The 23,511-nt window shown below is 72.0% G+C and carries 18 protein-coding genes; 7 read left to right on the forward strand and 11 right to left on the reverse strand.

What is annotated here, in order from left to right; all coding sequences use genetic code 11:
• Positions 1-140: 140 nt before the first annotated feature.
• A complete protein-coding gene (locus tag ABGB01_RS36805) occupies positions 141-1,256 on the forward strand; it encodes an MBL fold metallo-hydrolase (RefSeq protein WP_347778194.1) in 1,116 nt (371 codons plus the stop codon).
• A 73-nt stretch (positions 1,257-1,329) separates the two neighbouring features.
• On the opposite strand, the gene ABGB01_RS36810 is transcribed toward ABGB01_RS36805, so the two are convergent.
• The 5 genes from ABGB01_RS36810 to ABGB01_RS36830 are packed head-to-tail and all read right to left on the reverse strand — an operon-like array spanning position 1,330 to position 8,438.
• On the reverse strand, positions 1,330-2,283 hold the full coding sequence (locus ABGB01_RS36810; RefSeq protein ID WP_347778195.1) for an ABC transporter permease: 954 nt from the start codon (positions 2,281-2,283) through the stop codon (positions 1,330-1,332).
• Positions 2,280-3,251, reverse strand: coding sequence for an ABC transporter permease (locus tag ABGB01_RS36815; RefSeq protein WP_347778196.1), 972 nt, complete (start codon positions 3,249-3,251; stop codon positions 2,280-2,282). The genes ABGB01_RS36810 and ABGB01_RS36815 overlap by 4 nt, the downstream gene beginning before the upstream one ends.
• Positions 3,244-4,791: a sugar ABC transporter ATP-binding protein gene (locus tag ABGB01_RS36820; RefSeq protein ID WP_347778197.1), complete on the reverse strand. Its 1,548-nt coding sequence runs from the start codon at positions 4,789-4,791 to the stop codon at positions 3,244-3,246. The genes ABGB01_RS36815 and ABGB01_RS36820 overlap by 8 nt, the downstream gene beginning before the upstream one ends.
• Before the next feature lies 1 nt (position 4,792).
• Positions 4,793-5,860 carry an ABC transporter substrate-binding protein gene (locus ABGB01_RS36825; protein ID WP_347778198.1) on the reverse strand — a complete coding sequence of 356 codons (1,068 nt, stop codon included), beginning with the start codon at positions 5,858-5,860 and terminating at the stop codon, positions 4,793-4,795.
• 58 nt (positions 5,861-5,918) lie between these two features.
• The gene (locus ABGB01_RS36830) at positions 5,919-8,438 is read right to left on the reverse strand and encodes a PA14 domain-containing protein (protein WP_347778199.1); all 2,520 of its coding nucleotides are present in this window, start codon (positions 8,436-8,438) and stop codon (positions 5,919-5,921) included.
• A gap of 162 nt (positions 8,439-8,600) precedes the next feature.
• Here ABGB01_RS36830 and ABGB01_RS36835 point away from each other — a divergent pair, with 162 nt between their 5' ends.
• On the forward strand, positions 8,601-9,401 hold the full coding sequence (locus ABGB01_RS36835) for a DeoR/GlpR family DNA-binding transcription regulator (protein ID WP_347778200.1): 801 nt from the start codon (positions 8,601-8,603) through the stop codon (positions 9,399-9,401).
• Between the two features lie 86 nt (positions 9,402-9,487).
• A complete protein-coding gene (locus tag ABGB01_RS36840) occupies positions 9,488-10,981 on the forward strand; it encodes a sugar ABC transporter ATP-binding protein (RefSeq protein WP_347778201.1) in 1,494 nt (497 codons plus the stop codon).
• A 4-nt stretch (positions 10,982-10,985) separates the two neighbouring features.
• Here ABGB01_RS36840 and ABGB01_RS36845 read toward each other — a convergent pair whose 3' ends face one another.
• Together ABGB01_RS36845 and ABGB01_RS36850 are read right to left on the reverse strand one after the other, a co-directional pair.
• Positions 10,986-12,008, reverse strand: a complete 1,023-nt coding sequence (locus ABGB01_RS36845) for a hypothetical protein (protein ID WP_347778202.1) — start codon at positions 12,006-12,008, stop codon at positions 10,986-10,988.
• 112 nt (positions 12,009-12,120) lie between these two features.
• Positions 12,121-13,713, reverse strand: coding sequence for a serine/threonine-protein kinase (locus tag ABGB01_RS36850; RefSeq protein WP_347778203.1), 1,593 nt, complete (start codon positions 13,711-13,713; stop codon positions 12,121-12,123).
• A gap of 134 nt (positions 13,714-13,847) precedes the next feature.
• Here ABGB01_RS36850 and ABGB01_RS36855 point away from each other — a divergent pair, with 134 nt between their 5' ends.
• Positions 13,848-14,486: a GNAT family N-acetyltransferase gene (locus ABGB01_RS36855; protein WP_347778204.1), complete on the forward strand. Its 639-nt coding sequence runs from the start codon at positions 13,848-13,850 to the stop codon at positions 14,484-14,486.
• 143 nt (positions 14,487-14,629) lie between these two features.
• Here ABGB01_RS36855 and ABGB01_RS36860 read toward each other — a convergent pair whose 3' ends face one another.
• From ABGB01_RS36860 to ABGB01_RS36870, 3 genes are read right to left on the reverse strand one after another with little or no spacing between them, the layout of a single operon-like run.
• The gene (locus ABGB01_RS36860) at positions 14,630-15,703 is read right to left on the reverse strand and encodes an FAD-dependent oxidoreductase (RefSeq protein WP_347778205.1); all 1,074 of its coding nucleotides are present in this window, start codon (positions 15,701-15,703) and stop codon (positions 14,630-14,632) included.
• A 54-nt stretch (positions 15,704-15,757) separates the two neighbouring features.
• Positions 15,758-16,777, reverse strand: coding sequence for a substrate-binding domain-containing protein (locus ABGB01_RS36865; protein WP_347778206.1), 1,020 nt, complete (start codon positions 16,775-16,777; stop codon positions 15,758-15,760).
• Positions 16,761-19,196, reverse strand: coding sequence for a glycoside hydrolase family 3 N-terminal domain-containing protein (locus ABGB01_RS36870; RefSeq protein WP_347778207.1), 2,436 nt, complete (start codon positions 19,194-19,196; stop codon positions 16,761-16,763). Before ABGB01_RS36870 ends, ABGB01_RS36865 begins: the two co-directional genes overlap by 17 nt.
• 539 nt (positions 19,197-19,735) lie before the next feature.
• On the opposite strand from ABGB01_RS36870, the gene ABGB01_RS36875 reads away from it, so the two are divergent.
• The 3 genes from ABGB01_RS36875 to ABGB01_RS36885 all read left to right on the forward strand — a co-directional run bounded on the left by ABGB01_RS36875 (position 19,736) and on the right by ABGB01_RS36885 (position 22,713).
• The gene (locus ABGB01_RS36875) at positions 19,736-20,902 is read left to right on the forward strand and encodes an extracellular solute-binding protein (protein ID WP_347778208.1); all 1,167 of its coding nucleotides are present in this window, start codon (positions 19,736-19,738) and stop codon (positions 20,900-20,902) included.
• Between the two features lie 62 nt (positions 20,903-20,964).
• Positions 20,965-21,810 carry a sugar ABC transporter permease gene (locus tag ABGB01_RS36880; protein WP_347778225.1) on the forward strand — a complete coding sequence of 282 codons (846 nt, stop codon included), beginning with the start codon at positions 20,965-20,967 and terminating at the stop codon, positions 21,808-21,810.
• A 3-nt stretch (positions 21,811-21,813) separates the two neighbouring features.
• Positions 21,814-22,713 carry a carbohydrate ABC transporter permease gene (locus tag ABGB01_RS36885; protein ID WP_347778209.1) on the forward strand — a complete coding sequence of 300 codons (900 nt, stop codon included), beginning with the start codon at positions 21,814-21,816 and terminating at the stop codon, positions 22,711-22,713.
• Here ABGB01_RS36885 and ABGB01_RS36890 read toward each other — a convergent pair.
• A complete protein-coding gene (locus ABGB01_RS36890) occupies positions 22,682-23,479 on the reverse strand; it encodes a phosphotransferase (protein WP_347778210.1) in 798 nt (265 codons plus the stop codon). The two genes, ABGB01_RS36885 and ABGB01_RS36890, sit on opposite strands and share 32 nt — an antisense overlap.
• Between the last annotated feature and the right edge of the window lie 32 nt (positions 23,480-23,511).

Consider the following 23,511-nt stretch of genomic DNA (forward strand, 5'->3'; position numbering starts at 1 on the left):
GCCGCGGCGGGGATCAGGTGGGGCGGGCCGCGCAGGGTGTGGACCACGGTATGAACTATCGCGATATATCGTAGGTTGGGGAACACCGGGGAATCCCGCCGGGTTGAGCGGGACGGACTGAATTTCCAGGGGAGTGAGCGATGGCACGAATGCGGACGGCACGGCGCGTCCTCGCGGGTGGTGCGGCCCTCGCCGCAGCCGGCTGGGCACTGCGCGACCTGCCCGCCGAGCTGGGCGTACGGCCACTGACGTCGGGGCCCGACCGGGAGGGGCGGATACGACGTTCGCCGCAGTTCAAGGACGGCGCGTTCGTCAATCCGACGCCGGAGACGGCCCTGGCCAGGCCGCCCGCGAGCATGCTCGGCGACCTGGCCAGGGACAGGGAGCAGCGCCGCCCCGGCGGCATCGTCCCGATGCGCGTCCCACCGTCAGGCCCGCCGCCCGCCGACGGCGTGCGGGCCGTCTGGTACGGCCACGCCTCCACGCTGGTCGAGATCGAGGGCAGGCGGGTGCTGTTCGACCCGGTGTGGAGCAGACGGGCCTCGCCCTCGCACCTCATCGGCCCGAAGCGCCACCATCCGGTGCCCGTGGAGCTCGGCGAGCTGCCGCAGGTCGACGCGATCGCCATCTCCCACGACCACTACGACCACCTCGACCTGGCGACCGTGCGCGCGCTGACGCGGACGCAGCGGGCGCCGTTCCTGGTGCCGCTCGGCATCGGCGCGCACCTGGAGCGGTGGGGCGTGCCCGCGTTCCGCATCATCGAGCTCGACTGGAACGAGGAGGCCGAGGTCGCGGGGCTGCGCTTCGTCGCCACGGCGGCCCGGCACTTCTCCGGCCGCACGTTCACCCGCAACGACACGCTCTGGGGCTCCTGGGTGGTCGCGGGGGCGAGCAGGCGGGTGTTCTACGCCGGCGACTCCGGCTATTTCGAGGGTTACCGGGGCATCGGCTCGGCGCACGGGCCCTTCGACCTGACGCTCGTGCCGATCGGCGCCTACAGCCCGGCCTGGCCGGACATCCACATGACTCCGGAAGAGGCCGTCAACGCCCATCTCGACCTGGGCGGCAGGCTGCTGCTCCCGGTGCACTGGGCGACGTTCACGCTGGCCCTGCACCCGTGGGCGGAGCCGGTGGAGCGGCTGTGGCGCGAGGCCAAGGCCCGCGACGTCACGATCGCCGTGCCCCGGCCGGGCGAGGCGGTGGACACCACGGCCGCCCCGATGGTGGACGGCTGGTGGGAGACCCTGGCCTGACCACCCGGCGCGGGCCGTACAGCCGGGGTGCCGCCGCACCCCCGCTGTACGGCCACGCGGGAGACCCGTACGGTCAGGTCAGCCGCTGCGCCTTGCTCAGGAGCCGCTGCGCCACCACCACCAGCGCCAGGAACAACCCGCTCACCACCTGCTGGAACGCCGACGTCAGGTCGCCCACCTGGTTGATCAGGCTCTGGATCACGCCGAGCAGCAGCACCCCCGCCACCGTCCCCGTGATCCCGCCCGCTCCCCCGGTCAGCAGGGTCCCGCCGATCACCACGGCGGCGATCACGTCGAGTTCCAGCCCGATGCCGAGGATCGTGACCCCGGACGACAGGCGGGCCGCGTTGAGCGCGCCGGCCAGCCCCGCGAGCAGCCCCGACATCAGGTACACGTAGACCTTGGTCCGCGCCACCGGCACGCCCATGAGCGCCGCCGCCTGCTCGTTGCCGCCGATGGCGTAGACGTTCTGGCCGAAGCCCGTACGCTGCAGCAGCACCATCGCGGCCAGCGACAGGGCGATCGTGATGTAGACGGGGTACGACAGGCCGAGCACCTGCCCCCGCCCCAGCTCCGCGAAGGCCGGGTCCTTCACCAGATACGTCGTGGCGCCCTCGTCGGAGATCGCCAGCATGAGACCGCGCACCCCCAGCAGCCCGGCCAGGGTGACGATGAACGGCGCCATGCCCGTACGCGCGATCACCAGGCCCTGCAGCAGGCCTACCAGCCCGCACACCGCCAGCGGCAGCAGCAGCGCCACGACGAGCCCGTATTGCGAGCCGTACGCCGCCAGCACGCCTCCCAGGACGAACAGCGACCCGACCGACAGGTCGATGCCGCCGCTGATGATGACGAACGTCATGCCGATCGCGATGATCGCCAGGAACGACGACGACACCACCACGCTGACCGCGTTCCCCCGCGTGGCGAAGGAGTCGAACGCCAGGCTGCCCACGATCACGACCACGCCCAGCACCATGACCGCGCCGTGCTGCTGGAGCACCCGGCTCACCTGTCCGCGGTTCATCTGCTTGCACGCTCCCTGGTGGCGTAGACGGCGGCCAGGATGATGACCGCCTGGACCATCTGGGTCCACGACTGCGGCAGGTTGTGTTTGATCAGCGTGGCCGCCAGCAGCTGCATCAGCAGCGCGCCCATGACCGTGCTCAGCACCCTGATCCGGCCGCCGGTCAGCGGGGTGCCGCCGACGACGACCGCGGTGATCGCCGACAGCTCGATGAACAGCCCGAGCGACGTCGGGTCGCTGGCCTGCAGCCGTGCGGTGGCGAGCACCCCGGCCAGCGCCGCGAGCAGCCCGGAGATCACGTAGACGGTCAGCAGGACACGCTTGACGGGCAGGCCGGACAGCTCGCTGGCCGACCGGTTGCCGCCGATCGCCACCACCTGCCGGCCGAACGTGGTCCGCCGCACCACGAACATCACGACGAGCGTGAGGGCCGCCGCGATCAGCACGATGACGGGGATCCCGGCGACCGAGCTGCTGCCGAGCGCGATCAGGTCGGGGTTGCGGAACTCGACCAGCTGCGGCACGAGCACGTTGGCCAGTCCCCGTACGCCGACCAGCAGGGCCAGCGTGGCCACGATCGGCTGCACGTTGACGTAGGCGACCAGAGCCCCTCCCACGGCCCCCACCGCGGCGCCGCCGAGCACGGCGACGATCAGCGCGGGCAACCAGCCGTACCCGAGGTAGAGGACGACGAGCGCGGCGGCCAGCGACATCGCCGAGCCGACCGACAGGTCGATGCCCTGGGTGCCGATCACCAGGGCCATGCCCAGGGAGACGATCACGATGGGGGTGACCTGGACGAGCTGGGTGCGGAAGTTCGACACGTCCAGGAAGTGCGGGGTGAACAGCACGTTGAACAGCAGCAGCGCCAGCACGGCCGCGTACACGCCGTAGTCCTGCACCCAGGCGAACACGCGCGGTTTCAGCACGGCGGCGCGGCCGCCGCCGTGGGTGGTGAGCTCAGCCATCGGACTGCTCCGCGATCGTCGCCATGATCCTCTCCTCGGTGACGTCGTCGCCCGACAGCTCCCCGGCGACCGCGCCGTCGCGCAGCACGAGGATCCGGTCGGCGCCCTCGACCAGCTCCTCCAGGTCGGAGGAGATCAGCAGCACGCCCAGCCCTTCCCCGGCCAGCTCGTCGATCAGCGCCTGCACCTCGGCCTTGGCGCCGACGTCGATGCCGCGGGTGGGCTCGTCGAGCAGCAGCACCTTGGGCCGTACGGCGAGCCAGCGGGCGAGCAGCACCTTCTGCTGGTTGCCGCCGGACAGCTCTGAGACGAGCTGGTGCGGCGAGGCGGCCTTGATCCTCAGCCTCCGCATGAAGATCTCGACCACGCGGTCGATCTTGGCGTCCGACACCACGCCGCCCCGGCCGAGCGAGGGCAGCGCGGCGAGCGCGATGTTCTCGCGGACGGACAGGGTCGGGATGATGCCCTCGGCCTTGCGGTCCTCGGGCAGCAGGCTGACGCCCGCGCGGATGGCCGCCGTGGTGGAGCCGGCGCGCACGGGCGCCCCGGCCACGAGCACCTGCCCGCCGTCCAGCGGGAGCGCCCCGACGATGGCCTTGGCGGTCTCGGTACGGCCGGCGCCGAGCAGCCCGCCGAGCCCGACGACCTCGCCGGGCCGGACGGACACGTCCACGCCGTCGAGGACGTGCCGCCGGGTCAGGCCGCGCGCCTCGACGACCGGGGAGCGCCGGCTCCCGCCGCCGTCAGAGGGCCCGTCGGAGCCCGCACCCGCGCGGCCGCGGGAGAAGCGGGTCATGCCGTGCGAGCGGACCTCGTGCAGGTCGCGGCCGAGCATCAGCGAGATGAGCCGCAGGCGTTCGACGCCGGCCAGCGCCCCCGTGTGGGCGACCCGGCCGTCGCGCAGCACGGTCACCTGGTCGCACACCTGGTAGAGCTCGTCGAGGCGGTGGCTGACGTACATGACGGCGATGCCCTCGTCGCGCAGCCGCCTGATCACCCCGAACAGCGTCTCGACCTCGCGCGGCTCCAGCGACGAGGTGGGCTCGTCCATGATGACCACCCGCGCGTCGATGGACACCGCCCTGGCCAGCGCGACCATCTGCTGGGCGCCGACGCCGAGCGACCGCAGGGGCCGCCTGACGTCGGTTTCGACGCCGTAGCCGGCGAGGACCCGTTCCGCCTCGCCGTTCATGGCGGCGGAGTCGATCACGCCGAAGCGGCGCGGCTCGCGGCCGAGCAGCAGGTTGCGGGCCACGCTCATCATCGGGACGAGGTTGACCTCCTGGTAGATGGTGGAGATGCCGGCGCGCCGCGCGTCCATGGGGGTGCCGAAGGCTGCGGGTTCGCCCTGGTGGCGCAGCTCGCCGCCGTCCGGCTGGTAGACGCCGGTGAAGACTTTGATCAGCGTGGACTTGCCGGCGCCGTTCTCCCCCACGAGGGCGTGCACCTCACCAGGGCGGAGGGCGAGGGACACGCCGTCGAGGGCGAGCACGCCGGGGAAGCGTTTGCTGACCCCCCTGGCCTCGAGAACCGGTTCCAAGTCAGTACGCCTCACCGAGGGAGTCCTTGGCGTTGGTCGTGTCGTAGTCCCGGTCGGAGATGATCACCTTGTCGGGGATGGCCTCTCCGTCCAGGAACTTCTGCGCGGTCTCGAAGGCCAGCGGGCCGAAGCGGGGGTTCGACTCGATGACCGCGTGCAGCCAGCCGTCGGCGATGGCCTGGACGGCGCTGCGGGTGCCGTCCACCGACACGATCTTGATGTCGCCGGCCTCCTTGCCCGCGCCCTTCAGCGCGGTCACGGCGCCCAGGGCCATCTCGTCGTTCTCGGCGTAGATGCCGTTGATGTCGGGGTTGGACTGGATGAGCTGCTCGGTGACCTGCTGGCCCTTCTCGCGGGCGAACTCGCCGGTCTGCTCGAACGAGATCGTGATGTCCGGCGCCTTCTCCTTGACGCGGTCCTTGAAGCCGTTCGTCCGCTCGGTGGTGACGTTGTTGCCGGGGGCGCCGAGGAGGATGGCGACCTTGCCCTTGCCGCCGAGAGCGTCGATCATGCGGTCGGCGGCGCGTTTGCCCTGCTCGTAGAAGTCCGAGCCGATGAACGTCAGATAGTCGCTGCACGGCTTGGCGTTGATCTGCCGGTCGACCGTGATGATCGGGATCTTCTTGGCGGCGGCCTGCTGGAGCACGGGCTCCCAGCCGTCGGAGTTGAGCGGGGCGATGACCAGGAGCTGCACGCCCTGGGCGATGAGCTGCTGCACGTCGGTGATCTGCTTGGAGAACTGCGACTGGGCGTTGGTGACCTTGAGGTCCTTGACGCCGAGCTTGGCCGCCTCGTCCCTGATCGACTTGGTCTCGGCGATCCGGAACGGGTTGGCCTCCTTCTCCGACTGGGAGAAGCCGACCGTGGCCGTCTCGAGGTCGAACTTCGTGCCGCCGAACTGTTCGAGCGTGCACGTGGGCCCGGCCGAGCCGGTGGGGGTCTGGACGACCTGCTGCCCGGCGGTGCCGGTGGCGGCGGGCGCGCTCTGCGGCTCCTCCGACTTGGCGCAGGCCGACGCGGTGAGGAGCACGGCCAGCGTCAGCGCGGCTGCCCGGAGATGGGGGGTCATGGCGTTCCTTTCCTATCAGGAGCCGCGCCCGGGCCACGAGGCCGGGGCGCGGCGGAGCTCAGGCGCAGGGCGGGTTGATCGCGCCCGTCAGCGCCTTGTGCGCGTCGTGGACGCGCTTCACGTCGGGCTTGGTGACCGCCCGGTCGTACGTCATCAGGCCGTTGATCTCGGTCTCGACGTCGGTCGTCTGGGTGTAGATCGCGGCGCTGAGCTGCTCGCAGGCGTGCAGCCGCTCCAGCTCCTCGATCATGCCGACGTAGCGGTCGGTGAGGGACTCCGGGTCGGGTTCGACCGCGTAGCCCCAGCCGCCGCCGGACCAGGTGTGGCCGACCATCGGCAGGGCCAGCCCGCCGTACTCGCCGATCACGTTGGCCCTGGTCCCCTCGGGGTTGCCGGGGTTGCCGGGGCCGGGGTAGATGTGGAAGTCCTTGACGTCGCCGTTGCCGCCGTCCACGGCGCCGCAGCAGTTGACCCCGCTCATGTTGTTCACCAGGCGCGAGGGGTCCCAGCCCTTGACCAGGTCGGCGATGCGCGCCTGGTCGTACTGCCCCCAGCCCTCGTTGAACGGCACCCACATCACGATCGACGGGCTGCTGCGGTGCTGGTCGACCAGCTCGCGCAACTCGGCCTCGAACTGGGGCCGGTCGTCGGCGCGTACGGTCGACGGCATGTCCTGCCAGACCAGCAGGCCCAGCTTGTCGGCGTGGTGGTACCAGCGGTCGGGCTCGACCTTGACGTGCTTGCGCACCGCGTTGAAGCCGAGCGCCTTGGTCTGCTCCAGGTCGTAGCGCAGGGCCTCGTCGGTCGGGGCGGTGTAGATGCCGTCGGGCCAGAAGCCCTGGTCGAGCGGGCCGATCTGGAAGACCGGCTTGCCGTTGAGGACCATCCGGTTGCCGGACACCTCGATGGAGCGCATCCCGAAGTACGACTCGACCTTGTCGCGCTTGAGCCTGACCTCCAGGTCGTACAGGTGGGGGTCGTCGGGAGACCAGAGCCTGGGCTTGCGCACCGGGATCCTGAGCTCCTCGCCGCTCTTGCCGGTGGCCCTGCCGACCACGCGCCTGCCGTCCCTGGCCGTCACGACCACGGTGCCCGGCGAGCCGTGCACCGTCACCTCGACCGCCTGGCCCGGCACGTCAGGCACGGCGTCGACGCGCTCGACGTGGTCCTCGGCGACCGGCTCGAGCCAGACGGACTGCCAGATGCCGGACACGGTGGTGTACCAGATGCCGCCCGGGTTGAGCCGCTGCTTGCCGAGGGCCTGGCTGCCGGCATCGGACGGGTCGTACACGCCCACGACCAGTTCCTGGCGGCCGTGGCGCTTGAGCGCGCCGGTCACGTCCACGCTGATCCGGTCGTAGCCGCCCTTGTGAGTGGTGACCTGCTTGCCGTTGACGTAGACGGCGGCCTGCCAGTCCACCGCGTCGAGGTGCAGCAGGACGCGCTCGCCGCGCCAGCCGCGCGGCACCTCGAACGTCCTGCGGTACCACATGCGCTCCTCGTGCCGGCCGATCCCGGACAGCTGGGACTCGACGGGGTACGGCACGACGATGCGCTCGGGCAGGTCACGGCCGACGGGCGCGGCCTCGCCCTCCTTGGCCGGGCCGAACTGCCAGGTGCCGTTGAGGCTCTGCCAGCGGTCCCTGACGAGCTGCGGCCTGGGGTACTCGGGCAGCGGCTTCGCCGGGTCGACGTCGTCGGCCCACTTGCTGCGCAGGATGTAGGCGGAGGCGTTGTGCACGTAGCCGTAGGTGTAGGCGGCCAGCTCGGTGCCGTCGGCGTAGGTGATGCCGCCGGTGCCGTCGTAGCCGGTGCGTACGGTGTTGCCGGCCTTGGCGGGGATCGGGTGCTCCAGCTTGAGCTCGACGGTCTCGGGGCCCTTCAGGGTCGCCGCGGTCACGGGCCAGTCCGTCCCGCCGACGGTGACGGCGAGCTTGCCGGCCGCCCCCGCGGGCAGGTCGGCGAGCGCCTTGGGGAAGGTGAGCCTGGCGACGTCACCGGCCTCGTCGAGCCGGGCCTCGGCTGGGCCTCCGGGTTCGAAGTCCTCGGGCAGCGTGAACGCCTCCGCGGGGACGACGGCCTTCGGCTGGCTCGGGCTCTGCCACCGCAGCCGCAGGTGGGCGCCGCCGTAGTGCTCGAAGTACTCGACCTTGACGTCGTACTTCCTGCCGGCCTCCAGGGCGATCGGGGTGCCGGTCTGCTCCTTGTCCCAGTCGTCCACCCAGTGGTCGATGATCGGCTTGCCGTCGATCCAGAGACGGAAGCCGTTGTCGCCGATCATGGAGAAGGTGTAGGTCTCGGAGTGCTCGGGCTGGATCTGCCCGGTCCACCGGACGGTGACGTCGTCCTCCCTGCCGGTCAGCATCGTGAACACGGGATTCAGGTCGGCCAGTTCCAGGTTGGGGTCGACGACGCTCGCCTTGAGCTCTGCGAAGTCGAACGCGCCCGCGGCCGAGGCGAGGTAGTAGTCGCCGCGCAGGCCGTGCCGCTCGACCGCGGCTGAGGCGGAGGCGGGCGGCGGCACCTGCCATAAGACGGACATCAGGATGGCGAGCAACAGCACGAGGGGCTTACGCAACGGGGGGGTCCTTTCGATGCGCTGATCACGTTCGGACAGCTTTTGACCCTGACATGCTCCAAAATAAGCACTGCCGGACCGAGCTGGTCAAGATTTCCGATCAGATTCGTTCGCGTTCGGTCAGAGGTGAACGCATGTTGGCGCGTCGAATATGATCGGGACGTGAGCGACACGCAGAGCGACGGCCGCAGGCCCGTGTTCGCCGCCGAACGCAGGCAGCGCATCCTCGAGTTGGTGCGCGCCAACGGCGCGGTGTCGCTGCGCGAGCTCGCCCAGGCCGTCCGCTCCTCCGAGGTCACCGTCCGCCGCGACCTGCGCGCCCTGGAGTCGGAGGGCCTGCTCAACCGCCACCACGGCGGCGCCACCCTGCCTGGCGAGCTGTCGCGCGAGGCCGGCTACACGCACAAGGTCTCGCTCGAGTCCGCCGAGAAGGCCGCCATCGCCGAGCTGGCCGCCGCGCTCGTGGAGGACGGCGACGCCATCGTGGTCGGGCCCGGCACCACCACGCAGGAGTTCGCCCGCCGCCTGACGCGGCACTCCGAGCTGGCCGTCGTGACCAACTCGCTGCTGGTCGCCCAGGTGCTGGCCGGCTCGCCGCGCGTCGAGGTGATGCTGACCGGCGGCACGCTGCGCGGGTCGATCCTGGCCCTGGTGGGCAGCGCGGCCGAGCACTCGCTGGCGGGGCTGCGGGTGCGCAGGGCGTTCATCTCGGGCAACGGGCTCAGCGCCGACCGCGGGCTGTCCACGCCCAACATGCAGGTGGCGGGCGTCGACCGGGCGCTGGCCGCGGCCGCCGAGGAGGTCGTCGTGCTGGCCGACCACACCAAGGTCGGCGTCGACACGATGGTCCAGACCGTGCCCGCCGACCAGATCAGCCACCTGGTCACCGACGACTCCGCGCCCCGCGACGTGCTCGACGAGCTGAGCGGCCGGGGCGTGCGCCTGCACGTCGCCCAGTTCTGATCGTCCTACCGATCGAATGTGACAAACCCGTTACGGGAATGTTTTCTTGCTCGACCACCATCAAGGCGGAGGCAACCGTGCTACAGGTGGCAGGCGTTCTCAAGACCTTCCAGGGCGTCACCGCCCTCGACCACGTCACCATGTCCGTACGCCCCGGCGAGGTGCACGCCCTGGTCGGCGGAAACGGCGCGGGCAAGTCGACCCTGGTGAAGGTGCTCTCAGGCGTCCACCCGCCCGACGCGGGCGAGCTGCGCCTCCACGGTGACCCGGTCAGGTTCGCCGGCCCGGCCGACGCCAGGCGGGCCGGGATCGCCACGATCCACCAGGAGACCAACCTCGTCCCCACCATGAGCGTCGCCCGCAACCTGCTGCTCGGCAGGGAACCACGGGGCCGGCTCGGGCTGATCGACTCCGCGGCCGTGCACTCCCGCGCCGAGGAGGTGCTGGCCGCGTACGGGCTGCGCGTCGACGTGCGCCGCCCGCTCGCCTCGCTCAACGAGGGCACCCGCCAGCTCGTCGCCCTGGCCAGGGCGGCCACCGCGGACGCCCGCCTGGTCATCATGGACGAGCCCACGTCGGCGCTGGAGCACGCCGAGCTGGAGACCCTGTTCGGCGCCGTGACCCGCCTGCGCGAGGAGGGCCGCTCGGTCATCTACGTCACCCACCGGCTGGAAGAGCTGTTCGGCATCTGCGACCGGGTCACGGTGCTGCGTGACGGCCGGGTCGTGCACACCGGGCCGCTGGCGGGGCTCGACCGGCTGCGGCTGGTCTCGCTCATGCTGGGACGGCCGTTCCACCCGGTGGAGCCGTCGCTCGCGGCCGGCCAGGCCGACGAGCCCGCCGACGAGCCCGTGCTGGAGGCCAAGGGCCTCACCCGCCACCACGTGCTCGACGGGGTGTCGCTGGCGATGCGGGCCGGCGAGGTGGTCGGGCTCGGCGGACTGCTCGGCGCCGGCCGCAGCGAGACGGCCCGCGCCATCGCGGGCGCCCTGCCGGTGGACGCGGGGCAGGTGACGGTGGCCGGCGCGCGCCCGTCGCCGGGGGCCCGCAAATGGTCGGTCAGGAGCGCCGTACGCGCCGGGATCGGCCTGGTGCCGGAGAACAGGAAGACCGAGGGCATCGTGCCCACGCTGTCGGTGCGCGACAACATCGCGCTGGCCGCGCTGCCCCGGCTGTCGCGGGCCGGGATCGTGTCCGACGCGCAGGTGGACGGCATCGTGGCGACGTTCATGAAGCGGCTGGGGATCAAGGCGGTCTCGCCCCGGCAGCCGGCCGGCGAGCTGTCGGGCGGCAACCAGCAGAAGGTGCTGCTGGCGCGGTGGCTGGCCATGCACCCCAAGGTGCTGCTGCTGGACGAGCCGACCCGCGGGGTCGACGTGGCGACCAAGCTGGAGATGCAGGCGCTGCTCGACGAGCTCGCCGTCGACGGGCTGGCGATCCTGCTCATCTCGTCCGACGTCGCCGAGCTGGTGGAGAACTGCGACAGCGTGGTGGTGCTGCGCGACGGCGCGATCACCGAGCAGCTCACCGGCTCCGAGGTCACCGAAGACCGCCTGCTGGCGGCCCTGGCCAAGGACTGACCGGTCAATAGACCGAGATGTGCGGGTGGTCGTAGTGGTTGGCCGTCGTGCCGCCACGGTCCGACATCGTGCGCCACGTCCCGGACCCGGCGTGCCAGATCCGCTGGCGATAGATGATGTACATGATGCCGAGCCGCTTGGCGTTCTTGATCGCCCACTTGGCGATCTGGTCGCCGCGTTCGAGCTCCGCCGCCGACGGCATGGCGCCGCCGCGGCTCAGCATGAAGTCGCAGGCGCGCCCGAGCGGATGCTCGCCGCCGTCCTGGATCGCCCGGAAGCAGCCGATCCCGTACGGCACGTCGAACCGGTCCTGGATGAGCTTCCTGACCAGCCGCATCCTGGGCGTGATGTGGTCGGACCCTTCAGGCAGCTGCGGCACCCACGTGCCGTCGGAGCGCCGCACGCCCGGCGCCTCGTGCAACTGGTCGATCTTGTCCTTGATACGTTCGATCTGCTTCTCGGCCTTCTCCTTGCGCTCCTCCAGGTCGCCCGTCGTGCGGGCGAGCTCCTTGGCGCGGGCGGCGGCCTCGCCGGTCGCCTGACGGTGCTCGTCCCTGACCCTGGCGTGGTCGCGCAGCCTGGCGTCCTGCCGGGCGACGAGGTGCCGGGCCAGGGCCATCCGGCCGAAGAGGGCCGTCGGCTCCCGCTCTCCGGACAGCAGGGTGAGCGCGCCGGGCTCGCCGCCGGTGTACTGGGCGACGGCCATGGCCCTGAGCTCGGTGGAGTGGCGGTCGTAGACCTTCTGGGCGGCGGCCAGCTTCTTCCGCGCGGCCTTCTCCGCCTTCTCGGCCTTCTCCCGGGCGATGCGGCTGCTGTAGTAGCCGGCGATGAGCTTGTCCGACTCCTTCTGCAGCCCGGCCAGCTCCTTCTTCAGCCGTTTGACCGTGGGCTTGGGGTCGGCGTGCGCGGGCGCCGCCCCGAGAAGCCCCGCGAGAAGGCCGGCGAGCAGCGCGGTGGCGAGCAGGCCGGCCCCGCTGCGTTCGCGGGCAGGGCCGTACGACCGGACGGCGGGTGACGCAACCGCCACTGTTCTCCTCACCCCGAACCGCAGGGCGAGTTCCGGTCAGGAGTTATTCAGGCCGGGGGGACGCCCTCTATTCGACGCCGATAGTAGACGATCATGGCCCGTGGCACGCAACTCACGGCCGGCCCCGCTCGCGCGACCGGCGTACCCTGCGGACCACGATCTGCCGTCCGAGCAGCACCGACCCCGGCACCAGCACGACCCCCAGAAGGCTGGAGCCCAGGCCCAGGCCGATGCCGGCGTCCACCAGGCCGTCGCCGTCGCCGCCGAGCACCGGCAGGCCGAGCGACACCGAGACCGAGACCGACAGGAGCGGCTCCCTGTCCCGCACCGGAGGGTCGGGCTCGTTCGTGCCGGGCGGCGGGTCGTCGGGCGGATCGTCAGGAGGGTCGGTGGCGGGCGGGTCGTCGGCGGTGGGCAGCGTCGTCGGCGGGGTCGTCGGCGGGGTCGTCGGCGGGGTCGGCTCCGGACGGCTGGTCCGGGTGGGCTCGCGAGTCGGCTCGCGGGTCGGGCGCGGCCTCACCACGGGCGGCGTGTCCGGCCGGCCGACGTGGGTGACGGCCGGCGGCGTCTCCCTGAGCGACACGCTCGGCTCCGGCTCCGACGAGGTCGGCGCGGCGGACGTCGGCGTGGCCGGCGCCGGCACGGACGCGGACGCGGACGCGGACGCCGTCGCGGGCGGCGGAAGGGCGGTGCCGCTCCTCGTGCCGGGCGGATCGCCCAGGACCACGAACGCCGACACCACCGCCGCCGCGGTCGCCAGCACCAGCCCGCCCGTCACGGCGAACTTGGTCGCGGGCGCCATCGTGGTGTGGAACAGGCTCGTGGAGCCCCCGTCGGCCGCCGGCTGCGGCCGGGGCAGCAGCGCGGTGAGCGGCACGGTCAGGAGGCCGAGGCCGGCCCGTCCCCGCTGCTCCCAGTCCTCCCCGTACGAGGTCAGCGCGACGCCCTCCAGCTCGGCCAGGAACGCCCGCGCCGACTCCGGCCGGGCCGCGGGGTCCTTGGCAAGGCCGTGCTCGACGATCGGCCGCAGCGGCTCGTCCACCTCCTCGACCGGAGGCGGGACGTACTGGTGCTGGTAGGCCAGGGCGGCCACGTCGGTCCCCTGGAAGGGGCGATGGCCGGTCAGGCACTCGAAGAACACCAGCGTCGCGGCGTAGACGTCGGTCGCCGGGCCGGCCGGGGCCTCGTCCCACTGCTCGGGGGCCATGTAGGAGGGGGTGCCGACGAGGTCGGCCGTCTCTCCGACGTGCGCGGCCACGCCGAAGTCGACGAGCTTGCTCTCGCCCTCCCGGGTGATGATCACGTTCTCGGGTTTGAAGTCCCGGTGCACGACGCCGCGCTCGTGCGCCTCGGCCAGCCCGAGCAGCGCCCCCTTCAGCACCACGAGCGCCGACTCCGCTCCGGTCGCACCCTCGTCCGCCAGCAGCCGCCGGAGCGTGACGCCGTCGACCAGCTCCATCACGATGACGGCGTCGTCGTCGGCCTCGACGTAGTCCAGCACGCGGGCCGTGTGGGGGCTGTCGATCTCCTGGATGACCTGCGCCTCGGCCCTGAACCTGCCGGCGAACTCGTCGTCCTCGCGCAACGGGTCGGACAGGTGCTTGATCGCGACGGCCAGCCCGTCGGAGTCGCGTACGGCGAGCATGACCCGCCCGGTCCCGCCGTGTCCGAGCTCCCGGATTTCGGTGTAGCCGGGAACGTCCATGGGGGACCTCCTGACCGGAAAAAGATCCTTATGTCAGGACGCTAACCCGGTGTTACACCGTGTGTCGACCCTCTTCGCCCGAGTGTAGGCCCCCTGCCGCAATCGATATCTTTCCTCCTCCATAGAGTGGCCTCGTGGCGATCGACGATCATCTGCGCGAGTGGCTCGGCGCCTGGCCGCCCACGGAGAAGCTCCAGGTCATCGGCTCCCGCCGGCGCACCCTGCCCGGCTGGGACGGCCAGATCCACCCGGCGCTCGGCGTACGCACCCCGGACGGCGGCGTGTTGTCGGTGCCCCCGGAGCACGTGACCCGCGTGGCCGCCGCGCGGACGATGGCCGAGGTGCCCAGGATCGTCGCATACCCGGAGCGCGGCTGGTTCGAAGCCGTCTTCCGCTGGACCACCCGCCCGGCCCCGCTGCGGGACGCCGGGCGGTGGCGGCCCGCCACCGCCCCCGGCGTACCCGCCTGGCTGCATCCCTTCGGCGGGGAGGTCCTGGTGGCCACCGACCCCGGTACGGGCGAGCACCTGGCGGGGGTGGGGATCAAACGGCACGACGCGTACGGGCACGAGCTGGCGGTGGTGACGGCCCCGGCGGCACGCGGGCGCGGGCTGGCCAGGCGGCTGGTGGCGCAGGCCGCCCGGCGGGTGCTCGACGAAGGGGCGGTGCCGACGTACCTGCACGCCGTGGAGAACGACGCGTCGGCGGCCGTGGCGCGGGCGGCGGGTTTCCCCGCCCGAGGCTGGACCGCCTTCGGCGTCGCCGAACGGTGACCAGCGGCCTACCCTTTCCGCCCGTCTCCCCGACGTCGGCCTCGGACACGGCGGCCGGGCCTGCGAGAGGCCCGGCCAGGGGGCGACGCCGGGTGGCGACGCCGGGGGGCGACGCCGGGCAGGCCCGGGGCGGGTGTCGGGTTTCAGGCGGCCGGGCGGGCGGTGGCGGTGGCGAGGTGGGCGCGGACGTTGCGGGCGGCCGTGCGGCCGGCGCGGTTGGCGCCGATCGTGCTGGCCGACGGGCCGTAGCCGACGAGCTGGAGCGCGGGCTCCTTGACCACCTGGGTCCCGTCCACCATGATGCCGCCGCCCGGCTCCCTGAGACGCAGGGGCGCGAGGTGGTCGAGGGCCGAGCGGAAGCCGGTGGCCCAGATGATGGTGTCGGCCTCGAGGGTCCGCCCGTCGTTCCACGCGACACCGTGCTCGGTGACGCGGTCGAACATCGGCAGGCGGTCGAGCGCCCCCTTGGCGAGCGCCTCGCGCACGACCGTGGTGTAGGGCAGGCCGGTGACGCCGACGACGCTCTGCGGCGGCAGACCGGCGCGCACGCGCTCGTCGACCATCGCCACGACCTCCCGCCTGGCGTCCTCGTCGAAGTCGTCCCTGAACAGAGGCGGGCGGCGGGTGAACCACGCCGTCGTGGCGGCGACCCCGGCCGTCTCGGACAGCACGTGCATCGCCGAGGCCCCGCCGCCCACGACGGCCACGTGCCGGCCGGCGAACTCCGCCGGCCCGCGGTAGCTCACGTAGTGGAGCGCGCGCCCGCGGAATCCGGCGGCTCCCGGAGAGTACGGCCAGTGAGGTCGCGTCCATGTGCCGGTCGCGTTGACCACGGCTCTGGCCGCCCATTCCCCCACGTCGGTCACGACCACCAGCCGGCCGCCCGGCCCGCGCCGCACGGAGGCGACCCTGACCGGCCGGAGCACCTCCAGCTCCTGCTCGCGCTCGTAGTCCGCGTAGTAGCCGGGCACCACCTCGGCGGCAGGCCGCCGGCCCGTGGTCTCCGGCGGGCGGCGCAGGCCTGGCAGGTCGAAGATGCCGTGCACCTTGTCCATGGTCAGCGTGGGCGAACGGTGCCGCCACGCTCCCCCGGGCCCCTCCGCCGCGTCCAGCACGACCGGCTCGATACCGAGCCGGCGCAGGAAGTACGCGCTGGACAGTCCCGCCTGCCCGGCGCCGATCACCACGACCTCGCTCTCCTCCACGAACAGAGGCAACCATCTCCACGCCCACGATCTTCCCGACGCTGCGGGGCGGGTGGCGGCCGGCGTTCAGGCGGGTGCGACGGGGGCCGTGGAGCCCCGGACGACGAGGCCGGTGGCGAGCTCGACATGGTGGGAGTCGATCTTCTCCCCCGCCGCCAGGCGCAGCGCGGTGCGGAGGGCCACGCCGCCCATCTCGCGCAGCGGCTGGCGGACGGTGGTGAGCGGCGGTGAGGCCATCTGGGCGATCTGGGTGTCGTCGAACCCCACGATGCTGAGGTCTTCGGGGATGCGCAGCCCTCGCGCCCGGGCGGCCTCCATGATGCCGAGCGCGGTCTCGTCGCTGGCCGCGAAGATCGCCGTGGGGGGTCGCGGCAGGTCGAGCACGGCCGCGCCGCCCGTCACGCCGTCGTGGTAGCGGAAGTGCCCGGTCTGCACGTAGCCCGGCAGCACGGGCGTGCCTTCGGCCTCCATGGCGGCCCTGTAGCCGTGCAGCCGGGCCTGGTTGCAGGCCGCGACGGCGGGGCCTCCGACGTAGGCGATGCGCCGGTGGCCGAGGGAGAGCAGGTGCTGGGTGGCGGCCAGGCCGCCGGCGAAGTTCGTCGACCCGATGCTGGTCACGCGGGCGCGCGGCAGGTTGAGCGGGTCGATGAGGACGAGCGGCAGCCGGGCCTTGGCCAGCGCGGCGAGCTGCCCGGCGGTCAGCTCGCTGGTGACCGCGATCAGCCCCCGGCGGCCGGCGGCGACCAGGCCGCGGGCCCAGGCGGCGGTGCGGTCGGCGCGCCTGATGCTGACCACGACCCCGACGCCGGCCTCCGCCGCGGCGGCCACCGCCCCCTGGATGATCTCGGTCGAGTAGGCGTTGAGGTCGGCGTCGAACTGCAGCTCGACGCTGCCCGCCCCGGCGACCTCGCCCCTGCGCGGGCTGGGGGCGACGTAGTCGTGCTGCCGCAGCAGCGCCTCCACCAGCGAGCGGGTGGCGGGCGCGACGTCGCTGCGGCCGTTGAGCACTTTCGACACGGTCGCGACCGACACGCCCGCCGAGGCGGCGACGGTCGCGAGCGTGGCCCGCCTAGGACTGGCCGGCATCTCCACCCCCCTGCCCGGCACCGCCGGGGCCGACGTCAACGGGTGTCACGAGCCGCCGCCCGGGGCCGGGATGGCGTAGCGGACCGGTCAGGCGTACGGTGCCGCGGCACGGCAGGTCGGCGGCCGAGGTGCCGGCGAGCACCTCGATCTCGCCCGGCTCGACGATCCTGCGCAGGTCGCGGCCGGTGAAGGCGGTCCGGTCTGCGTGCACGTGGAAGCGCACGCCGGCGCTCTCGCCGGGCTCCAGCCGCACGCGGGCGAACCCGGCCAGCTGCCGCACCGGTCTGGTCACCTGGGCGACGACGTCGTGCAGGTAGAGCTGGACGACCTCCTCGCCGGCCCGGCCGCCGGTGTTGCGGACGTTGACCGCCACCGTGAACTCGCCGTCGGTGGGCACCTCGGCGTCGCTGATCACCAGGTCGCCGACCTCGAAGGTGGTGTAGGAGGCGCCGTATCCGAAGGGGAACAGCGGGGTCGGGTCGAGGTTGCTGATGCCCTCGCTGTTGGCCCCCAGCGGCGGCTGCAGGTAGGTGCCCGGCTGCCCGCCGTGCCCGCGCGGGATCTGCACGGGCAGCCGGCCCGCGGGCTGGACCCGTCCGGACAGCACGCCTGCGATGGCCGCCGCGCCCTCCTCGCCGGGCATGAACGCCTGGACGAGCGCGGCGGCTCCGGCGTGCACCTCCCCCAGCGCGTACGGGCGCCCCGAGACCACGACGACGATGACCGGCGTACCCGTGGCGGCCAGCTCGGCCAGCAGGTCGGCCTGCACGCCGGGAAGCCGCAGGTCGTCGGCGTCGCAGCCCTCGCCCGAGGTGCCCTGGCCGAACAGCCCTGCCAGGTCGCCGACGACGGCGACGCACAGGTCGGAGCCGCGCGCGGCAGACACCGCGGCGGCGAAGCCGGAGCGGTCGTCGCCGCGCACGTCGCAGCCGCGTTCGTGGCGGATCTCGGCGCCCGGCAGCTCCTCGCGCAGCGCGTCGAGCACGGTGGGCGCCTCGATGCCGAGCCCGAGGCCGGGATGGCGGGGCAGGACGTGGTTGGGGAAGGCGTAGCAGCCCATGAACGTGCGCGGGTCGTGCGCGGCGGGGCCGACGACGGCGACGCTGCGCGGGCCCTGGCGGCCCTCGCCGAGCAGCGGCAGGACGTCTCCGCCGTCCAGCAGGACGATCGAGCGCTCGGCCAGCTCCCTGGCCAGGGCGCGGTTGCCCGGCGAGTCGAGGTCGACGCCTCCGGCCGCGGCGACCGAGCGCTCCGGTGTCCAGTCGTGGTCGAGCAGCCCGAGCTCGGCCTTCTGGGTGAGCAGGCGGCGGGCGGCCCGGTCGATCAGCGATTCGGGAAGGTCGCCGTTCCTGACCCGCTCGGCCAGGTGCCGGCCGAAGCCGAGCGTGTCGGGCAGCTCGACGTCGATGCCGGCGGTGAGCGCCTGCACGCCGGCCTCGTCGGTGTCGGCGGCGACCTCGTGCATGGTCGCCAGGAACGGGACCGCCCAGTAGTCGGAGACGACGGTGCCGGTGAAGCCCCACTCGTCGCGCAGCAGCTCGGTCAGCAGCCAGGGGTCGGCCCCGGCGGGGACGCCGTCGACGTCGGAGTAGGAGTTCATCACCGAGCGGGCGCCGCCGAGCGTGATGGCCGTCTCGAACGGCGGCAGGATCATGTCCATCAGCTCGCGGCGGCCCATCGGCACGGGCCCGTGGTTGCGGGCCGCACGCGAGGCGGAGTAGCCGGCGAAGTGTTTGAGCGTGGCGATGACGCCGGCGCTCTCGAGCCCGCGGACGTAGGCGGTGCCGAGCATCGCCACGAGGTAGGGGTCCTCCCCCATCGTCTCCTCGACCCGCCCCCACCGGTAGTCGCGCACGACGTCGAGCACCGGGGACAGGCCCTGGTGCACGCCCAGGGCGGCCATGTCGCGCCCGATGGCCGCGGCCATCCGCTCGACCAGGCCGGGGTCGAAGGTGGCTCCCCAGGCGATGGCCGCGGGGTAGACGGTCGCGCCGTAGCTCGTGAAGCCGGTCAGGCACTCCTCGTGGACGATCGCGGGGATGCCGAGCCGGGAGCTCCCGACCACGGCCCGCTGCAGCCGGACCACCTCGGCGGCGCCCTCGGCCGTGGTCACGGGGGCGCTGCCGTACACGCGGGTCAGGTGGCCGAGCCCGTGGCGGGCGGCCTCCTCCAGCGGGACGGAGCCGGAGGCGGCGAAGACGTCCTGCATGGGCGCGACGTTCAGGGACTCGGCGCCGGGCTCCGGCTCGTCGGGCTCCGGCATGTCGTTGCCGATCCACCGGCTGCCCAGCTGGCCGATCTTCTCCTCCAGGGTCAGCTCCGCGAGGAGGGCGTCGACTCGGTCGGCGACGGGAAGCGCCGGGTCCTGCCACGGACGGAGTGCCCGGCCCGCCTCAGGTGTCCGCTCTAGAGCCGTCATCTGCTGCTCTCCTCAAGAAGTGCGTTTGTGTCGGAGACATTTCGAAATATTTCGAGGCTCACCGACGATCTCGGCGCGGATTTCCGAAGGCCAGGTGGACCAGCGATAGCCCGCGCCAAAGTACTGTACACGGGCCTTGGCCGGACCGTAATCTGTTCGCTCCGCGGCGGGTCTTGACACACCTTTGGCCGAAACCTAGATTGGCGAAACCCGCGGTCATGTCGAAAAAGTTTCGGAGAGCTGACTCAAGGAGGAGTGGACCAGTGGCGTCCCGAGGACGCCGATCCACGACCGCCGGCCACCGCATCCGATGACCAACGAGCCGCGGCCAGAGACCGCGACGTTCGAGTACGGAGATCCCCGTGGAGCCAAGGACAACGTCTCGCCGCACCTTCCTCAGCCTCTCCATGGGCCTGCCCCTGGGAGCCGCGCTTGCCGCCTGTGGCAGCTCGGGCCCGACCAGGCCCGGAACACCAAGTGGTGGTGGCGGTGGCGGCGGCGCTACTTATTGGTACCTGTCGACGCAGCCGCAGGAGGGCGTGCGCACCAGGACCGTCGAACGGTTCAACAAGGCCAACCCCAACGGTCAGATCGCGGGCACGACCTTCCAGAACGACGCGTTCAAGACCAAGATCAAGACGGCGATCGGCGCGGGCCAGGCGCCCACGCTCATCTGGGGCTGGGGCGGCGGCACGCTGCGCAGCTACGTCCAGGCGGGCCAGGTCGACGACCTCACCTCGTGGTTCGACGAGAACGCCGCGCTGAAGGACAAGCTGTTCCCCTCCTCCTTCGGCGCCGCCACGATCGACGGCAAGATCTACGCGATGCCCTGCGAGACGATGCAGCCGATCGTCCTCTACTACGACAAGCGCGCCTTCGACAAGATCGGCGCGCAGCCGCCCCAGACGTGGGGCGACATCATGGACCTGGTGCCCAAGTTCAACGCCCAGGGCATCGCGCCGTTCGCCCTCGGCGGCCAGTCGCGCTGGACCAACATGATGTGGCTGGAGTTCCTCTTCGACCGCCTGGGCGGCTCCGAGGTGTTCCAGGCCGTGTTCGACGCGGAGAAGGACGCCTGGAACAACCCGGTCGCCATCGACGCCCTGGGCAAGATGCAGGAACTGATCAAGGCCGACGGGTTCATCAAGGGCTTCTCCTCGATCACCGCCGACTCCAACGCCGACCAGGCGCTGCTCTACACCGGCAAGGCCGCGATGATGCTGCACGGCGGCTGGACGTACGGCAGCATGAAGGGGGACGGCGGCGACTTCGTCTCCGGCGGCAACCTCGGCTACATGAACTTCCCGCCGATCGACGGCGGCAAGGGCGACCCGAGCAACACCGTCGGCAACCCCGGCCAGTACATGTCGATCTCCTCCAAGGCGACTCCCGAGCAGAAGGAGATCGCCAAGAAGTTCTTCGCCACCGAGCTGATGGGCGACCAGGCGGTCAAGGAGTGGGTGGCGACCGGCGCGGTGCCGATCGTCAAGGGCGCCGACAAGGAGTTCGCCTCCTCCGACGACGCCGAGTTCCTCAACTTCGTCTACAACATCGCCGTCAACGCCAAGTCGTTCGCGCAGTCGTGGGACCAGGCGCTCAGCCCGACGGCCGCCGAGGTGCTGCTGGACAACATCGCCAAGTTGTTCCAGCTGTCGATCTCCCCCAAGGAGTTCGCCACCAACATGAACGCGGTCATCGGCAAGTGAGCGCGCTCGCGACCTCCGCCACGGCCCGCAGGCGAAAGGGCCGTGGCGGCTCGCTCGCGTGGATGTCCGTGCCCGCGCTGGTGGTCTTCACCGGGTTCGGGCTGATCCCGCTGCTCGGGGTCCTCGTACTCAGCTTCACCTCGTGGGACGGACTCGGCGACATCCACTTCGCGGGCGTCGACAGCTGGGCGACCGTGCTCGCGGATCCGGGACTGCCGCACGCGCTGTGGGTGACGTTCCTCGTGATGGCCCTGTCCTGGGCGGTGCAGACGCCGGCCAGCATCCTGCTGGGCACGTTCCTCGCCAACCACCACCGCTACCGCGCGGTCCTGTCCGTGGTGTACTTCATCCCGCTGCTGCTCAGCTCCGCGGCCATCGCCATCGCCTACAAGGCGCTGCTCGACCCGAACTTCGGGCTCGGCGCCGGGCTGCGGATCCCGCTGCTCGTGCAGGACTGGCTCGGCGATCCGTACCTCGCGTTCGGCGTGGTGATCTTCGTGGTGTCCTGGCAGTTCATCCCGTTCCACTCGCTGATCTACCAGGGCGGCGTACGCCAGATCCCGCGCTCGATGTACGAGGCCGCCGAGCTCGACGGCGCCGGCCGGGTGCGCAAGTTCTTCAGCATCACCCTGCCGCAGCTGAAGTACACGATCATCACGTCCTCGACGCTCATGGTCGTCGGGTCCCTGACCTTCTTCGACCTGATCTTCGTGCTGACCGCGGGCGGCCCGGGAGACGCCACGAGGGTGCTCGCCCTGGACATGTACGTGCGCGGATGGCAGGCCAGCCAGATGGGCCTGGCCAGTGTGATCGCGGTCATCCTCGTGCTCGTGGGGCTCGTGCTGGCGCTGGTGCTGCGCCGGCTCGGCGGCCGCGACACGAGCCACAGCCAGCTCGAAGGGGCCTAGAACATGGCGTCCACGCTCACCACGAAGCCCGAGGTCATGGAGGGCGGGCCCCAGCGGCGGCACCGGCGTCGCAGCAAGCCCAGGGGCCGGCCCAACTGGCTGGCGGGAGTGACCTCCTGGATCTGGCTGGCGGTCGTGGTCGTGCCGATCTACTGGATCGTCATCACCAGCTTCAAGTCGCAGAGCAACTACTACGCCGAGAACCCGCTCGTGCCGCCCGGCGAGCCGACGCTGGCCAACTACGTGATGGTCATCGAGTCGGACTTCCCTCTGTACTTCGTCAACAGCGTCGTCGTCACGCTGGGCGCGGTCATTCCCGCGGTGCTCATCTCCTTCATGGCGTCGTACGCGATCATCCGGGCCGGCAGGCGGAGCCGGTTCCTGCGGTTGACGAACTCGCTCTTCCTCATGGGGCTGGCCATCCCGCTGCAGGCCACGATCATCCCCGTCTACCTGATCATCATCCGGCTGCACCTCTACGACTCGCTGCTGGGGATGATCCTGCCGTCGATCGCGTTCGCGATCCCCCTGTCGGTGCTGGTGTTGTCCAACTTCATCCGCGACGTGCCCAAGGAGCTGTTCGACTCGATGCGCCTGGACGGCGCGACCGAGACGGCGATGCTCTGGCGGCTGGCGTTCCCGCTGACGCGGCCGGCCGTGGTGACGGTGACGGTCTACAACGCGCTGACGATCTGGAACGGCTTCCTGCTGCCGCTGGTGCTCACGCAGAGCCCCGACAAGCGCACGCTGCCGCTGGCGCTCTGGTCGTTCCAGGGCCAGTACAGCATCAACGTGCCGGCGGTGCTGGCGTCCGTGGTGCTCACCACGCTGCCCATCCTGATCCTCTACATCGTGGGCCGCCGCCAGCTGCTCAGCGGTCTGACCGTGGGCTTCGGCAAGTGAGGTCACGCCGCAGCACGGCCTCGTGCCGCGTCAGGTGGGCGAGGTCGCACTCGTAGTAGACGTCGTCGCCGCGGGCGACGTGGCCGGCGAAGGCCTCGTCGCCCGCGGCCGCCCTCTCGTGCATGTGGCGGACCAGGTGCTCCAGGCGGGCCCGCGCGGTCGCGACGAGCGCGGCGCGGTCGTCGTCGCCGAGCGCGTACGCGCCGGCGAACAGGCGCAGCCGCCGCGCCTGCTCCCCGACCGGGCGGGCGTCGGCGTGCCCGGGGTCGGTCAGCGGCACGAACCGGTAGGCGGCGTAGGCCACGTCCCAGACGCGCGGCCCGGGGTGGGCGGTGTCGAAGTCGATGAACGCGACCGGCAGCCCCTCGCGGAACACGCAGTTGTACGTGGCCACGTCGCCGTGGCAGATCACCTCGGCCGGGCTCACCGCGCGGAAATACCATTCGGCGCCGGGAGGGGCCTCGAACCCCACGGTGGCGTCGTGGTAGCGGCGCAGCAACTCGCCGGCGGCGACCAAGGCCTCGTCGGAGCGCGCCCACCCCGGCAGCGGGTAGCCGGCCGTCCGGCCCGGCACGAAGTCGAGGATCTCGCGGCCCTGGTCGTCGACGCCGTGGCTCCTGGGCGCCCCGGCGAACCCGCGGGCCGTCAGGTGGTCGAGCAGGGCGTGCACGGCCGGCGTCCACGGGCCGGTCGGCCTGCGTACGGTGGCGCCGACCCTGACCACGTGGTTGACGCCGCCTCCGGCCAGCACCTCTTCGTCGGCCATCACACCCCCTGACCACCGCCGGTCCGGCGGCC

It is taken from the genome of Nonomuraea sp. B5E05, from assembly GCF_039880665.1.
In the GTDB taxonomy this organism is placed as follows: Bacteria; Actinomycetota; Actinomycetes; order Streptosporangiales; family Streptosporangiaceae; genus Nonomuraea.

Coding starts and splice junctions, on each gene's coding strand:
- ABGB01_RS36815 (WP_347778196.1), bottom strand. CDS start 3,251: ATGGCTGAGCTCACCACCCACGGCGGCGGCCGCGCCGCCGTGCTGAAA.
- ABGB01_RS36870 (WP_347778207.1), bottom strand. CDS start 19,196: ATGACGGCTCTAGAGCGGACACCTGAGGCGGGCCGGGCACTCCGTCCG.
- ABGB01_RS36850 (WP_347778203.1), bottom strand. CDS start 13,713: ATGGACGTTCCCGGCTACACCGAAATCCGGGAGCTCGGACACGGCGGG.
- ABGB01_RS36865 (WP_347778206.1), bottom strand. CDS start 16,777: ATGCCGGCCAGTCCTAGGCGGGCCACGCTCGCGACCGTCGCCGCCTCG.
- ABGB01_RS36890 (WP_347778210.1), bottom strand. CDS start 23,479: ATGGCCGACGAAGAGGTGCTGGCCGGAGGCGGCGTCAACCACGTGGTC.
- ABGB01_RS36805 (WP_347778194.1), top strand. CDS start 141: ATGGCACGAATGCGGACGGCACGGCGCGTCCTCGCGGGTGGTGCGGCC.
- ABGB01_RS36825 (WP_347778198.1), bottom strand. CDS start 5,860: ATGACCCCCCATCTCCGGGCAGCCGCGCTGACGCTGGCCGTGCTCCTC.
- ABGB01_RS36810 (WP_347778195.1), bottom strand. CDS start 2,283: ATGAACCGCGGACAGGTGAGCCGGGTGCTCCAGCAGCACGGCGCGGTC.
- ABGB01_RS36880 (WP_347778225.1), top strand. CDS start 20,965: ATGTCCGTGCCCGCGCTGGTGGTCTTCACCGGGTTCGGGCTGATCCCG.
- ABGB01_RS36885 (WP_347778209.1), top strand. CDS start 21,814: ATGGCGTCCACGCTCACCACGAAGCCCGAGGTCATGGAGGGCGGGCCC.